Source organism: Algicella marina, assembly GCF_009931615.1.
GTDB classification, from domain to species: Bacteria; Pseudomonadota; Alphaproteobacteria; order Rhodobacterales; family Rhodobacteraceae; genus Algicella; species Algicella marina.
Map to the genome: position 1 here is coordinate 1,409,238 of NZ_CP046620.1, position 13,422 is coordinate 1,422,659.

The window sequence follows — 13,422 nt, forward strand, 5'->3', positions numbered from 1 at the left end:
TTTTCAGCTATGGAATGACAAAGTGCGGCAGCACGTTGGCCTTCCAGATCACGCATACCGCACTGATGGAGGCGGGCTGTCCACAGCCCGCCATACCCTTTCCCGGCGAATCCGGCCGCCGCGTCAACTTCATTCCCCAAATGAGCGAAGGCCGCGAAAGCGCAATCCGCGCCGCGCTGTCCGAAACAGGCAACCCGATCGTCATCAAGACCCATGGCCGTCCGACGCCGCGCATGGTCAACTGGATCGAAAGCGGTGAAGGACGAGGACACGCCATCTTTCGCGATCCACGCGATATGGCACTTTCCATGTTGGATCATGGTCGAACCGCCCGCGAACGCAACCGGCCTGCCTTCGCTGAAATCCACACTCTAGAAGACGCCTGCAAGGGTATCGCCAATCAGTTGGACAGCCTCACAGCATGGCTGCAATTGCCTGGCATCGCCGCCCTCCAGTACGACACGCTCGCTTTCCAGACGGAGACGGCCGCGCAGCACATTCTCGAACAGCTTGGATTGGGGGGAAATCCCCGCCGGATTGCTCGCCGCGTACTGCGTTCGGGCAAGACGCTGATGAACAAGGGCATCGCGTCGCGCTACAAAACGGAGATGTCACCGGAAATCAGCGCGGCCTTCCTTTCCCGCTTCCGACCCTTCTACGACATCCTGCTCGACAAGCCGGATGTCGCGCTCCCCCTCCGCCCCAACACAATTCTCTACGATCCGGAGGCGCTGGCAAAACCGCTGCCGGCGGCGGCCTGAGCAATGCTCTTACAGATAGCCCCCGTGCGTCCAGTTTCCCGCCTCATCAAGATGGCCGAGCGCCCGAGCCTCACCGTCGCGTTCACCGACAACCAGCACCGCTCCGCCGCCGATTTCCTCCAGAACATCGGCCGCCGTGTATATTTCCTTACAGTGAAACTGGTTGCACGTTTCACCGCGCCACTGCCGCGGCAGCACGCACCCCTGTCCACCGTGAAAAACGCACGAACCGTCTACGGAAACTTCCGGCAACGAAGCCTCATAGCGCTCCATCACCTTCTCCGCCGTCAGCTCCGGTTCCCGGCTACGCTGTTCGCTGATCGTATGGGCATACAAAAATGCATTTCTTGCAGCGCCCTGCCGGCAGCAAAAACCCTGGCAGGTTGCACATGCGGCCCGGTCCAGCGCCTGCTCGGTCTGTACTTCACCCTCGACCATTTCATCAGGCACCGCCGCCCCGAACGCCTCGGCCACAATCTGTCGCAGATGCGTCAGAAATTCGGCCCGTCGTGTCTTGGGCAACGGCACCAGCGCCTCGTTCTGAAACGGCACCAGCACCGCCCGCTCCGCGCCGAATTGCACGGCATACTCCGCCGCCCGGGTACGATAGCCTTCCTGCCACATCACTTCCTTACGATGCTGGAGCAACCGCACATGCGCCTGCTGGCACTCCGCCCCTCCACAATGGCCCGGCCTTACCACGGCCTGCGGCGGAAGTTCGGCCTCACAGAACGGGCAAAGTTTCAACCACCCGGCACCGGCCGGGCTCCCGGGCTGCACCGTGCGTCCCGATACGATCATGGCGGTATCCGAAACCATCACACCCGCGATCTCGACATTCAGCATCTGCACATCTCCCGCGTCTTCGATCAGTCAGACCGGAACAATCCACTCGCATACCCGGCCGAACCCGGGCATATCATCTCCCGAAAGGTACATTCCTTGTGTGCCGAAAAGAACAAGAGGAAGCCATGTCGCCACTGAATATCAAGAAGGGCACAAATCGTCAGAGCGCCTATAATCTGCGCAATCCACTCGGCGATGAGCAGGAAACCCATACGCTGACGATCCTGGTGGACAACGAGGCCGGTGTCCTCGCCCGCGTGATCGGCCTCTTTTCAGGCCGCGGCTACAACATCGACAGTCTGACAGTGGCGGAAGTGGACCACACCGGCCACCGTTCCCGCATCACCGTGGTCACCACAGGCACGCCGGCAGTGATCGAGCAGATCAAGGCGCAACTGGGCCGCATGGTGCCCGTTCACACGGTCAACGACCTCACAGTCGAAGGCCCCTCAGTGGAACGCGAACTCGCCTTGGTGAAGGTTGCGGGCAAGGGTGACAAGCGGGTCGAGGCAATGCGCACGTCCGAAGTGTTCCGCGCAAGCGTTGTTGACAGCACACTTGAAAGCTTCGTCTTTGAGATCACCGGCAGTCCCGAAAAGATCGACGCCTTCGTATCGCTGATGGTGCCCCTCGGGCTCGAAGAAGTGGCCCGCACCGGTGTCGCAGCCATCGCCCGTGGTGCCGGCGAGGCAGCAGTTCTCTGAATCAAAATAGCGGAGCCCGGTCCGGGCCCCGCCAATGGTAATGGTTTCGCTCGCTGTCAGTTATCGGGCTGCGAGTCACCATCCAGATCATTGTCACCGCCGAAGTTCTCGTTCGGCGGATCGCTCGGCACACCGTTATAGTCATCACAGGCTCCAAGCAGCGTCAGCAGAGCAAAAAGAGGCATCGTTTTCAAAAGTGTGGACATCGGACAATCCTTTCTTGATGACGCGGATCATCCACGCCTTGGACTATCAACGCCCTCTCCCGCCGAAAGGTTTCAAGTTTTAAGTTTTAAGTTGCCAGCCGTCCGCGACCGCTCAAATTACCTCTGCGAAAGAAAAAAGGGGGATGGCAAACCATCCCCCAAGTCTCGCAATTTCAGGCTCTTCTAGTTTACCGCTCGGTTTATTGCCTGCGGCCTGAACGCTTCACACCGGGCGAGAGCAACTTCGCCCGATGTATTCCTCAGCTGCACCCGGAAGTGCCGCCGCATGTGTTGCATTTCATGCAGGTGCCGTTACGCACCAGCGTGAAATTTCCGCACTCGCCGCAGGGATCGCCCTCGTAACCCTGCATCTTGGCCTTGGCGCGTTCGTCGAGAACGGTGGCGGAGATCGCCTCCACCGTTGTCACGCTACTCGTCGCTTCGACCGACAGCCCCGTGTCCAACGCCGCCGTCGCCGCGCCGCCCTGCAGAACCATCAGTTCCTGTGGCAGGCGCTTGCGCAGGTATCCCGTCGAACTGACCTGCTTGATCATCTCGATGGACGCCTGGCTTACCTCCGGATCGACGGGTCGGACATTGGAGACGCCCTCTTCCTCACCGCGGCCGATGTCGTCAAACCCCTGCCCTTCGGGCTTCACATGGGCCAAATCGGTCCGGTCGAGGTAGCTGACCGCCAATTCCCGGAAGATGTAATCAAGGATCGAGGTCGCATTCTTGATGCTGTCGTTGCCCGTCACCATCCCAGCCGGCTCGAACCGAGTGAAAGTGAAAGCTTCCACAAACTCTTCCAGCGGCACGCCGTACTGAAGCCCGACCGACACGGCGATGGCGAAGTTGTTCATCATCGCCCGGAATGCCGCACCCTCCTTGTGCATGTCGATGAAGATTTCGCCCAGCTTGCCGTCCTCGTACTCGCCGGTCCGCAGATACACCTTGTGGTTGCCGACAATGGCCTTCTGCGTGTAGCCCTTCCGCCGCTCCGGCAGCTTGGCACGCCCGCGCGCGACTTCCTTCACAATCACCTTCTCGATGATCTTCTCAGCCAGGATCTGCGCCCGCTCACCAGCAGGAGCCTCGAACAAGGTTTCTTCCAGATCCTCGTCATCGTCCTCGATCAGTGCCGACGAAAGCGGCTGGCTCAGTTTCGAGCCGTCACGATAGAGCGCGTTAGCCTTGACGCCGAGCGACCAGCTCAACTCGTAGGCCGCCTTGCAATCCTCGATACCCGCATCATTGGGCATGTTGATCGTCTTGGAGATCGCGCCGGAGATGAAGCTCTGCGCCGCCGCCATCATGTGGATGTGGCTTTCCACGGAAAGGAACCGCTCGCCGATCTTGCCACAGGCGTTGGCGCAATCGAAGACGCTGTAATGCTCCTCTTTCAGATGCGGCGCACCTTCCAGCGTCATGGTTCCGCACACGTGATTGTTGGCAGCCTCGATCTGGCCGCGCGTGTAGCCGAGGTGACGCAGTAGATCGAACCCGGCATCGCTCAGCTTCTCCGGTGGGATGCCGAGCACGTCGGAGCAGAACTCCGCGCCCAGCGTCCACTGGTTGAAGACGAAGCGAATGTCGAACGCCGTCGGCAACGCCGTTTCCACCTTTGCGATCTCGTCCGGGCCGAAACCGTGGCCGATCAGTGATGTCGCGTTGATGTCCGGTGCGTTGCCAAGCGTTCCGTGACCGACAGCGTAGGAGACAATCTCGCCAATCTCAGCCTGAGAATAGCCGAGCTTCTCCAACGCTGCGGGCACAGACTGGTTAATGATCTTGAAGTACCCGCCCCCCGCGAGCTTCTTGAACTTAACCAGGGCAAAGTCGGGTTCGATGCCGGTCGTATCGCAATCCATCACCAGGCCGATTGTTCCGGTCGGGGCAATCACCGTCGACTGGGCGTTGCGATAACCATGAGCTTCACCCAGCGTCAGCGCTTCGTCCCAGACGGCGCGGGCCAGATCCACCAGTTCCCGGTCGGGGCATTTGGCAGCATCCAGCGGTACCGGGTTCACGGCCAGCTTCTCGTAGCCGGAAGTTTCCGAATAGGCCGCACGGCGATGGTTGCGGATTACACGCAGCATGTGGTCCGCGTTTGGTCCGTAGCCCGGGAAAGCACCCAGTTCTTCCGCCATTTCTGCCGACGTCGCGTAACAGACACCCGTCATGATCGCAGTCAGCGCGCCGCAGAGTGCCCGGCCCTCGTCACTGTCGTAGCCCAGCCCCATGTTCATCAGCAGGCCGCCGATGTTGGCATATCCAAGCCCGGTGGTGCGGAACTTGTAGGAAAGTTCTGCAATCTCGGGGCTCGGGAACTGCGCCATCAGCACAGAGATTTCCAGTGTTACCATCCACAGCCGCGTGGCATGAACATAGGCTTCCGCGTCGAACTTGCCGTCCTTCAGGAACGTCAGCAGGTTCATCGAGGCGAGGTTACACGCCGTGTCGTCGAGGAACATGTATTCCGAACACGGGTTGGAACCGCGGATCGCACCATCCTCCGGGCAGGTGTGCCAGGAATTCACCGTGTCATGGAACTGGATGCCCGGGTCAGCACAGGCCCATGCCGCGTGCCCCACCTGATCCCAGAGGTCCCGTGCCTTGACAGTCTTGGCCACCTTGCCATCCGTGCGCCGGATCAATGCCCAGTCGGCATCGTCCTTGACGGCCTGCAGAAACGCATCGGTCACACGAACCGAGTTGTTGGAGTTCTGCCCGGAAACCGTCAGATAGGCATCGGAATCCCAGTCCGTGTCATACGTCGGGAACTCGATCGAGGAATATCCCTGCTCCGCATACTGGAGAATACGTTTGACATAAGTCTCTGGAATCATCGCCTTCTTGGCGCTGCGGATCGCGGTCTTCAACCCGGAATTCCGCTTGGGATCGAAGGCATCCGCTTCCGCTCCGTCCCATGTCCGGATCGCTTCGAAAATGCCGTTCAGCTTCTCCTCATGCGCCTTGGAGCCAGCCACCAGAGAAGCGACCTTCTGTTCTTCCACGACCTTCCAGTTGATGAAGTCCTCGATATCAGGGTGATCCATGTCGCAGATCACCATCTTGGCCGCCCGCCGTGTGGTGCCACCGGATTTGATCGCACCCGCCGCCCGGTCGCCAATCTTCAGGAACGACATCAGGCCCGAAGACTTGCCACCGCCGCCAAGCGGCTCGTTGGCCCCGCGCAGAGAGGAGAAGTTGGTGCCGGTGCCGGAACCGTACTTGAACAGCCGCGCCTCGCGCGTCCACAGGTCCATGATACCGCCCTCGTTCACCAGGTCGTCCGAGACACTCTGGATGAAGCAGGCATGCGGCTGCGGGTGTTCATAGGCGCTGGTCGATTTGGTCAGCTTGCCCGTTTTGTAATCCACGTAGAAATGGCCCTGGCTCGGTCCGTCAATACCGTAGGCCCAATGGAGACCGGTGTTGAACCACTGCGGGCTGTTGGGTGCAGCCATCTGGGATGCAAGCATGTAACGCATCTCATCGTAATAGGCGCCGGCATCCTCTTCGGAACTGAAATAACCGCCTTTCCAGCCCCAGTAACACCACGCACCCGCCAAGCGGTCGAACACCTGCGCAGCACTCGTCTCGCCTCCGAACCGTTCATCCTCCGGCAGTTTCTTCAGTGCTGCCTCATCGGGCACGGAGCGCCACAGGAAACTTGGCACACCCTTTTCCTTCACCGGCTTCAGTGCCGCCGGTACGCCTGCCTTGCGGAAGTATTTCTGCGCCAGCACATCCGCGGCCACTTGGCTCCAGCTGTCAGGTACATCGAATTCCGTCAGCGAAAAGACGACGGAGCCGTCCGGGTTGCGGATCTCCGAGGCAGTCTTGCGAAAGCCGATGCCCCCGTAGGCCCCTGTCTTTTTCGTCGTGAATTTGCGGTCAATTTTCATTCTCTGCCCCTGAGATATTCTTTAGACATGTGCATTTCTCGGCGCCGGTCGTTGCCCGCACCAAGCCCCTGCGGATACCCGCAAAAGCGATATTCGAGATTTTGCAGACTTGCCTGAAACCGCTAGATATGGTGTCCGGTCTTCGCTGCCCCCACAACCTGTCCGATGGCGTCGCCTCGGTCAACGCAATTTTTCACGCATTCGTCACATTTTGTTATTGACGCGAAAAAGCCTACTAATTCTGGGGGCCTGCCCAAGACTCCCTCGTGATCAAGGCTCGTTGGCAGTCCTGGGGCAAACACAGGTCCCGCCGGCGAACACCGCATATTTCCGTTGATATACCGGCGTTTGCACGGACGCTCTCACGTAAATCACCTAATACGCATACTCTCAGCCCACACCATATGTGGTGCCCCGCCCCTGCGTCACGCTGCCTGCGATTCCGGAATCACCTGTTGCCAGCATGCGACGTTCAATGTCGCTTTGGGAAAAGCGTAGCCGCTGTGCTCGTCCAGACTTGCCCGATCAGGAGGCACAAGATGTACGATCAGGCACAACTGATACAGGAACTTGCGTCTGTGACGCGCCCGGTCGGCGAGGCCCGTGGCCTTCCAAGTCATTTCTACACCAGCCCGGCCGCATTTGATTTCGAGCGGGAGCGAATCTTTCGCGACGGTTGGGCCGCAATCGGATTCGGCGCGGATGTTCCCGAACCGGGCGATGCCCGTCCTGTCGAATTTCTCGGCATGCCCCTTCTGCTTCTGCGCGATCGAACCGGCACCTTGCGGGTGTTTGAGAATGTCTGCCGCCACCGGGGCATGATTCTCGTCCAAGCGCCGGGAAATTTCGGCGGCGTCATCCGTTGTCCGTACCACAGCTGGTGCTACAGTCAGGATGGCCGCCTGCGCGCCACCCCACATGTCGGCGGCCCAGGTATCAACACGCATCCCAGCATCGATCCCGCACAAACCGGTCTCATCCCGGTGCGCATGGGTGTGTTCTTGGATACGATTTTCGTCAACATCTCAGGTGTTGCGGAACCATTTGAGGAGTTTATCGCCCCGCTGGCCAGCCGCTGGACAGACTTTGCCGATCGCCCACTGTTCGCCGGCCGGGACAGCACCTTCACGCTGGATGTCGCCTGCAACTGGAAGCTGGCGGTAGAAAATTATTGCGAAAGCTACCATCTGCCATGGGTCCACCCCGGCCTGAACAGCTATTCGAAGCTGGAGGACCACTACAACATCGAGCAGCCCGGCCATTTTTCCGGTCAGGGCACCCGCGTCTACAATCCTCGCCTGTCACCCACGGAAGCGTTCCCCGACTTTGCCGATCTCCCGGAATACTGGGACAGCGCCGCCGAATATGTCGCCCTTTACCCCAACATCCTGCTCGGCGTTCACCGTGACCATGTGTTCGCCATCCGCCTCGATCCAAAAGCACCGGGTCATACCCTGGAGAACGTAGCCCTCTACTATACGTCCCGCGCGGCAGCTGAGAGCGATGAGTTCGCCGATCTGCGGGCCAGCAATGCCCGATTGTGGAAAGACGTGTTTGTCGAAGACATTTTCGTTGTCGAAGGCATGCAAAAGGGTCGCGGCGCCCCGGGTTTCGACGGCGGCCGCTTTTCGGCCGTGATGGACAGCCCCACCCACATGTTCCACTCATGGGCGGCAAGCCGCCTTGGATAGGGTCGCCCGCATCGATGCGGCCCTGAAGGCCGATCCACAGGGCACCAATCCTGGTGCCTTGTCGCAGCGCCACTGCGAGGCCGCGAGTCTGCAGACCTCGCCAGAGGCCCGTCGGTTCCATCTCACCCATGCCTGGATTTTTGCACTCGTCGCGGGCGACGAAGTCGCAACGGCCAGCCTCGAATCCGCCTTGCGCGAGGCCGGCGGCCTCTAACTACGGCTTTGGCGTTTCAGCCTTTTTGGGCACCCAAATGTTGGGGCGGCCATCCCATCGGCCTGTGCGTGGAGGAAGAGAGTGACGCGCGCACCGGGAAAACCGAAAAGTGGGATTGTCATCCGACAACCGCTTCAGACAGGTGCGATCCGCATTCCCAGCCGTTGAAAATACGGCTTCTCCGGCGTCGCCACGACATCGGGAAACTCCGGCCGGTTGACAGCATCCGGAAATCCCTGCGGTTCGAGACAGACGCCGCCGAACGCGCCGTAGCTTGCCCCATCGTGGCCCGGCACCGGGATCTCCATCGTCGGTGCGTTGAACAGTTGCAGACCCGGCTGGTCACTGAACAGTTGCAATTCCAGCCCGGTATCCTCGGACCAGAGTGAGGCAACCGGTTCGTCTAGCTTACGTGCGTCGCCACTGGCCAACACCAGATTATGGTCGATCCCCTGCCGCTGAAGGTCGCGCTCTCCGATCAACACCGGTGTCCGGAAATCGAGGTGCGTCCCCCCCACGGGCAACAATTCTCCTGTCGGAATCAGAGCTTCATCGACGGGCGTATAAAGGTCGGCAGCGATTTCCAGCACATGCCCCAGCACATCGCCTCCGCCATTGAGGTTATAATAATTGTGCTGCGCCAGATTAATCGGCGTCGGCCGGTCCGGTACGCCGCGCATTTCGCAGACAAGTTCCAGCCCGAGCAAACGGAACACGACTTCGAATTCTACACGGCCAGGGAACCCCATCTCCCCGTCGGGGCTGACATAACGCAGGATGACCGTGTTCGGACCGGACATTTCCATGTCCCACACCACGCTGCCCAACCCCTTCGGCCCACCGTGCAGGATGTTCGCCCCTTCGTTGGCTTTCAGGTCGTACCTCTGGCCGCCTAACTCGAACGACGCGCCGCCGATCCGGTTGGCAACACGCCCGGCGATGATCCCGAAGGACTTCGAATGAACCGGATAGGGGGCAAACTCCGAAAACCCCAAGACGCACGGCACCGCCCTGCCGAAGGCTTCCACCCGCCAGTCGCGGATGACACAGCCGTAATTGAGGATCGAAACCCGCGCCTCAGCACTCTCCAGCACTGCCTCACGCACATCCTGCCCATCGAATTGTCCGATCACCGCTGGCATCACCGCCCTCCCTCCCCGATCTTCCGGATCTGGTCCAGCAATGCGGTTTTCACCTGCAAGCCGTCGGCTGCCGCCCGTTCCCGTGCGGCGAGGCGGCGGCTTCCGGGCAGCCGTGCCCCGTCGAGATCGTCATATATCGCGGCGAGTTTCGCAATCCTGTCCTCGAACGCGCCGCCGGACAGCGCCTCGGGGTCAAGGGAAAGGATCACCTGTCCCAGGTTCGGCGGCTCCCCCTCGGTGTCGAACAGGCTGCTTGCTTCCGTCCCAAGCGCCGCTCCGGCGAGGCAGGCCGACATCACCTCGACCATCAGCGCCAGTGCCGCCCCCTTGGCCCCGCCCATCGGCGCCACAGTGCCCTGCAACGCCAGCGCCGCGTCCGTGGTCGGCGTTCCGTCGGGGGCGAAGGCCCAACCTTCCGGAATCGGCTCACCGATCTCCCGCGCCGCCAGGATCTTTCCCCGCGCCACCGTTGTTGTCGCCATATCGATCACCAACGGCGCCTCATGCATCGGCGCGGCGAAGGCGATCGGATTGGTCCCGAGCACAGGTGTCTTAGCCCCCCAGGGCGCCATCGCCTTCGGCGCGTTGCCATAGACGAAAGCCACCAGTCCTTCCTCCGCCAACCGCTCACAGTGATGCCCCGCTACCCCGAAATGGTGGGAGCGATGAACGGCCGCGGACGCCACCCCGAGGATGCGCGTCCGCGCCACCAGTTCCGGCAGCGCCAGATCGAAGGCCGGAAAGGCAAACCCGTGTGCTGCATCCACGCGGAAGGCCCCCGGCCGAACCGAAGTGATCTCCGGAACCGCATGGCCCTTTACCTTGCCGGCGCGGCTTTGCGCGGTGTAACTCGGAATGCGCGACAGCCCGTGCCCGCCCTGCCCGTCGATCTCGGCGAGGATCAGCGCCCGCGCAGTACTCGCCGCATTGTCAGCGCTCACGTCGGAGGCTTCCAGCGCCGCCCGCGCCAGCCTTCCCGCTTCGGCGAGGCTCAGCCGTTCGGTTCCGCTCATCGATCCTCCAATACGGCCCCCCGACCCTTGCCATAAGGCTAGGAACAGATAGTTCTGCAAAACAGCAGCGGCCGGACGTTTCCTCCGCTCAGCCGGAAACATCCGGCCGCACGCCAGTCTAAAGCGAAATCATTGAAAACTTAACCAAAAATTCGACCGTCAGGCGGATCGGTACAGCTTCGTCATCACGAACTCCCGGTGTCCGAGAGCTTCCGCCGCCGTGACGCGCCCGTTGGCCGTGCGCCGGATCATCTCGATCAGCGCATCGCCCGCCTGGTCGATCGTCATCTCGCGCGTCAGCACGCCGGTCACGTCCACGTCAATGTGCTCGGCCATCGTGCGCAGCGTGCGCGGGTTGCCGGAAATCTTGATCACCGGCACGATCGGGTTGCCCACCACGTTGCCCTGCCCAGTGGGGAACGTGTGCACCACGTAGCCCGCCGCGGCCATCAGCGTCACGCATTCCGCCGCCGCGGAACTGGTGTCCATGAAATAGAGCCCCGCGCCCTTCGCCGGAGCCTCTGCCGGCTCCAACGCATCGATATAGGTCGAGGTCCGCCCGATCTTCTCGAGGTTGCCTAAAGCTTTCTCCTCGATGGTCGTCAGCCCGCCGAGGATGTTGCCCTTGGTCGGCTGGCTGTCGGAAAGGTCCGAGGTCTTGAACGGCTCGATCACCTCGTCCTGATAAGCCTGAAATATCTTCATGAACTTTTCCGCCGCCTCGGGCGTTGCGGCGCGCTTGGCGCAGATATGCTCCGCCCCGGTGATTTCGGACGTCTCGCCGAAACAGCCGTACAGCCCGTGCGGCAGCAGCTTGTCGTACATGTTGCCCACCGTCGGGCAGCTTGAAAGCCCCGTCGTCGTGTCGCTCTCGCCGCACTTGGTGGAAACCCACAGCTCGGTCAGCCCGCAATCCTCCTTGGGCAGCTCCGTCGCCCAGTGCACGAACTCCTTGGCCTTCCAGCTCGCCTGCCGGATCGTCTCGAAATCGCCCTTCTGCTCGATCGAGAACCCTTCCACCGGCTTGCCCGTCTTGGCGATGCCGTCCACGATCACCTGCGTCCATTCCGGCTCGATCCCGATCACGATCACCGCGGCCACGTTGGGGTTCGCGCCCGTGCCGATCATCGTGCGGAAATGCAGGTCCAGATCCTCGCCGAACTGCAAGCGCCCGTAGGCATGCGGCAGCGCCATCGTGCCCTTCACGTTGTTGGCCACCGCCTCGCAGGCGGCGTTCGAGATATCGTCCACCGGCAGGATGATCACGTGGTTGCGCACGCCCACCCGGCCGTTTTCGCGCCGCCAGGCCTGCACCGTCGTCTCCGTCGCATCGAACATCGCGTCTCTCCCCTACCAGCGCTTGGTTTTCATGTTGTGCACGTGCACGTGCCCGCCCTTGGCGGCATCGCCCACCATCCTGCCGATATCCTCGCCGTACTTGATCACCGTGTCCCCGGCCTTCAGGTCGGTCAGCGCGACCTTGTGGCCGATGGGAATGTCGGCCCCCGCCGTCAGCCGGAAATCGCTGTTGTCGTGGGTGATCACGCCCAGCATTTCCGTGCCTGCGGTCAGGCCCTCCACGACCACGACACCCACGTTGTCTCGTGCATCATGCACAAGCAGTTGCGGCACACCCATATCTTCCTCCCTTGCAAACCGACTCGCGTCCAGTCTTATATAAGACATCATAGTCTAATTTGGCGGAGCAGTCAGTCAGGAATGAAAGCCGAAGCCCGCCCGCTCTACGCGCAAGTTCGCGCAACCCTTACCCATCGCATCGCGGAAGGCGCCTGGACTGCAGGGGAAGCGCTGCCATCGGAATTCGCACTGGCCGCCGAACTCGGTGTCAGTCAGGGAACTGTGCGCAAGGCCCTGAATGAAATGGCCGCTGATCACGAAGTGGAGCGTCGGCAGGGTCTTGGCACCTTTGTCCCCGTGCACACTCCGGAAAGAGCCCTGTTTCACTTTTTCCGCATCACCGATCCGACCGGTGCACCTCTGATGCCGGGGCCAATTTCCACGCAGGTACGAAAGGTTCCATGCCCCGAAGAGCTTTCCGCTGAGTTTCCGAAATCCCGCACTGTCTGGCAGATCCGACGGCTGCGTGCCTTCTCCGGCGCACCTGCGCTGGTGGAGGATATTCATCTAGATCCCGCGGTCATCAACGATCCCGGTCCAGCCGCCAACCTGCCCAATGCCCTTTATCCTCATTATCAGGCGACTGCGGGCGTGTCGGTCGCGCGGGCGGAAGACTTCATTCAGGCCACGTCAGCATCGCAAGAGATCGCAAGTGAATTGGCTGTTAGTCCCGGCACACCATTGTTAACGATCGAGCGTCGGGCCTTTGATCTCAAGAACCGACTAATTGAACACCGGCGCACTTCGCTGCTGCCGACCAATGCGGGCTATCGCGTCCATCTTCGTTAGGCTTTCCGAAGGATCTAGCGTGGACCGCGCAACTTGTCGAGTCAGTCGCAACCCCATGCCGCCGCAGTGCCGATAGCCGGATGGCGCATCTCGGCGCCGGGGCGGATGCCAAGTTCCTCCGCCACGCCGCCATTGATCTCCAGCACATACTGAATGGCATCGCCGCCCGGAATTCCGGTAAGATCCCCCGGCACGGCGTTGGCATGGACCTTCTGAACGACACCCGCCGCATCCATGAATATCATATCCAGCGGGATAAGGGTGTTCTTCATCCAGAAACTGACCTGTTGCGGTCGGTCGTAGACGAACAGCATTCCTTCAAACATACCCATTTGTTCGACGAACATCAGTCCGCGGGCACGGCTTTCAACCGTGTCGACGACATCCACGCGGAACTGTGCCTGTAGAGCGTCATCGCGAAATTCAGCGACGCCGGGCGCACAGTCCGCAACGGCTGTCCCGCCAACGAACAAAAGGAACAGAAAAGACAAGACAAGCCGCAAAGGC

13 protein-coding genes are annotated in these 13,422 nt (G+C 61.0%); 5 read left to right on the forward strand and 8 right to left on the reverse strand.

Going from position 1 to position 13,422, the window contains the following annotated elements; all coding sequences use genetic code 11:
* Positions 1-14 precede the first annotated feature (14 nt).
* On the forward strand, positions 15-761 hold the full coding sequence (locus GO499_RS07005) for a hypothetical protein (protein WP_161861528.1): 747 nt from the start codon (positions 15-17) through the stop codon (positions 759-761).
* A 9-nt stretch (positions 762-770) separates the two neighbouring features.
* On the opposite strand, the gene GO499_RS07010 is transcribed toward GO499_RS07005, so the two are convergent.
* Entirely contained in the window at positions 771-1,607 is an 837-nt protein-coding gene (locus tag GO499_RS07010; RefSeq protein ID WP_161861529.1) for a hypothetical protein, read from the reverse strand.
* Between the two features lie 125 nt (positions 1,608-1,732).
* Here GO499_RS07010 and ilvN point away from each other — a divergent pair, with 125 nt between their 5' ends.
* Positions 1,733-2,311, forward strand: coding sequence for an acetolactate synthase small subunit (ilvN, locus tag GO499_RS07015; protein WP_161861530.1), 579 nt, complete (start codon positions 1,733-1,735; stop codon positions 2,309-2,311).
* A 56-nt stretch (positions 2,312-2,367) separates the two neighbouring features.
* Here the strand turns inward: ilvN and GO499_RS07020 are convergent, their stop codons facing one another.
* On the reverse strand, positions 2,368-2,517 hold the full coding sequence (locus tag GO499_RS07020; RefSeq protein ID WP_161861531.1) for a hypothetical protein: 150 nt from the start codon (positions 2,515-2,517) through the stop codon (positions 2,368-2,370).
* A 260-nt stretch (positions 2,518-2,777) separates the two neighbouring features.
* Entirely contained in the window at positions 2,778-6,428 is a 3,651-nt protein-coding gene (locus GO499_RS07025; protein WP_161861532.1) for a vitamin B12-dependent ribonucleotide reductase, read from the reverse strand.
* Between the two features lie 539 nt (positions 6,429-6,967).
* Here GO499_RS07025 and GO499_RS07030 point away from each other — a divergent pair.
* Both GO499_RS07030 and GO499_RS07035 read left to right on the forward strand, forming a co-directional pair.
* Positions 6,968-8,119 carry an aromatic ring-hydroxylating oxygenase subunit alpha gene (locus GO499_RS07030; RefSeq protein ID WP_161861533.1) on the forward strand — a complete coding sequence of 384 codons (1,152 nt, stop codon included), beginning with the start codon at positions 6,968-6,970 and terminating at the stop codon, positions 8,117-8,119.
* Positions 8,112-8,333 (forward strand): hypothetical protein, encoded by a 222-nt coding sequence (locus GO499_RS07035; RefSeq protein ID WP_161861534.1) that lies wholly within the window; start codon positions 8,112-8,114, stop codon positions 8,331-8,333. Before GO499_RS07030 ends, GO499_RS07035 begins: the two co-directional genes overlap by 8 nt.
* A 134-nt stretch (positions 8,334-8,467) precedes the next feature.
* Here the strand turns inward: GO499_RS07035 and GO499_RS07040 are convergent, their stop codons facing one another.
* The 4 genes from GO499_RS07040 to GO499_RS07055 all read right to left on the reverse strand — a co-directional run bounded on the left by GO499_RS07040 (position 8,468) and on the right by GO499_RS07055 (position 12,126).
* Complete coding sequence (locus GO499_RS07040) at positions 8,468-9,475, reverse strand: aldose epimerase family protein (RefSeq protein ID WP_161861535.1); 1,008 nt, start codon at positions 9,473-9,475, stop codon at positions 8,468-8,470.
* Positions 9,475-10,488, reverse strand: coding sequence for an Ldh family oxidoreductase (locus tag GO499_RS07045; protein ID WP_161861536.1), 1,014 nt, complete (start codon positions 10,486-10,488; stop codon positions 9,475-9,477). The genes GO499_RS07040 and GO499_RS07045 overlap by 1 nt, the downstream gene beginning before the upstream one ends.
* Positions 10,489-10,647: 159 nt before the next feature.
* The gene (locus GO499_RS07050; protein ID WP_161861537.1) at positions 10,648-11,826 is read right to left on the reverse strand and encodes a UxaA family hydrolase; all 1,179 of its coding nucleotides are present in this window, start codon (positions 11,824-11,826) and stop codon (positions 10,648-10,650) included.
* A 12-nt stretch (positions 11,827-11,838) separates the two neighbouring features.
* The gene (locus GO499_RS07055) at positions 11,839-12,126 is read right to left on the reverse strand and encodes a UxaA family hydrolase (RefSeq protein ID WP_161861538.1); all 288 of its coding nucleotides are present in this window, start codon (positions 12,124-12,126) and stop codon (positions 11,839-11,841) included.
* An 81-nt stretch (positions 12,127-12,207) separates the two neighbouring features.
* Between GO499_RS07055 and GO499_RS07060 the strand changes: the two genes are divergently transcribed.
* On the forward strand, positions 12,208-12,915 hold the full coding sequence (locus GO499_RS07060; RefSeq protein WP_161861539.1) for a GntR family transcriptional regulator: 708 nt from the start codon (positions 12,208-12,210) through the stop codon (positions 12,913-12,915).
* Positions 12,916-12,956: 41 nt separating this feature from the next.
* On the opposite strand, the gene GO499_RS07065 is transcribed toward GO499_RS07060, so the two are convergent.
* Positions 12,957-13,406, reverse strand: a complete 450-nt coding sequence (locus tag GO499_RS07065) for a DUF192 domain-containing protein (protein ID WP_161861540.1) — start codon at positions 13,404-13,406, stop codon at positions 12,957-12,959.
* Positions 13,407-13,422: the final 16 nt, after the last annotated feature.

Bases quoted from the DNA above. Each gene is read 5' to 3' on its own strand.
- GO499_RS07020 (WP_161861531.1), bottom strand. From the start codon at position 2,517: ATGTCCACACTTTTGAAAACGATGCCTCTTTTTGCTCTGCTGACGCTG.
- GO499_RS07060 (WP_161861539.1), top strand. From the start codon at position 12,208: ATGAAAGCCGAAGCCCGCCCGCTCTACGCGCAAGTTCGCGCAACCCTT.
- GO499_RS07045 (WP_161861536.1), bottom strand. From the start codon at position 10,488: ATGAGCGGAACCGAACGGCTGAGCCTCGCCGAAGCGGGAAGGCTGGCG.
- GO499_RS07010 (WP_161861529.1), bottom strand. From the start codon at position 1,607: ATGCTGAATGTCGAGATCGCGGGTGTGATGGTTTCGGATACCGCCATG.
- GO499_RS07030 (WP_161861533.1), top strand. From the start codon at position 6,968: ATGTACGATCAGGCACAACTGATACAGGAACTTGCGTCTGTGACGCGC.
- GO499_RS07005 (WP_161861528.1), top strand. From the start codon at position 15: ATGACAAAGTGCGGCAGCACGTTGGCCTTCCAGATCACGCATACCGCA.
- GO499_RS07055 (WP_161861538.1), bottom strand. From the start codon at position 12,126: ATGGGTGTGCCGCAACTGCTTGTGCATGATGCACGAGACAACGTGGGT.
- ilvN (WP_161861530.1), top strand. From the start codon at position 1,733: ATGTCGCCACTGAATATCAAGAAGGGCACAAATCGTCAGAGCGCCTAT.
- GO499_RS07040 (WP_161861535.1), bottom strand. From the start codon at position 9,475: ATGCCAGCGGTGATCGGACAATTCGATGGGCAGGATGTGCGTGAGGCA.
- GO499_RS07050 (WP_161861537.1), bottom strand. From the start codon at position 11,826: ATGTTCGATGCGACGGAGACGACGGTGCAGGCCTGGCGGCGCGAAAAC.
- GO499_RS07025 (WP_161861532.1), bottom strand. From the start codon at position 6,428: ATGAAAATTGACCGCAAATTCACGACGAAAAAGACAGGGGCCTACGGG.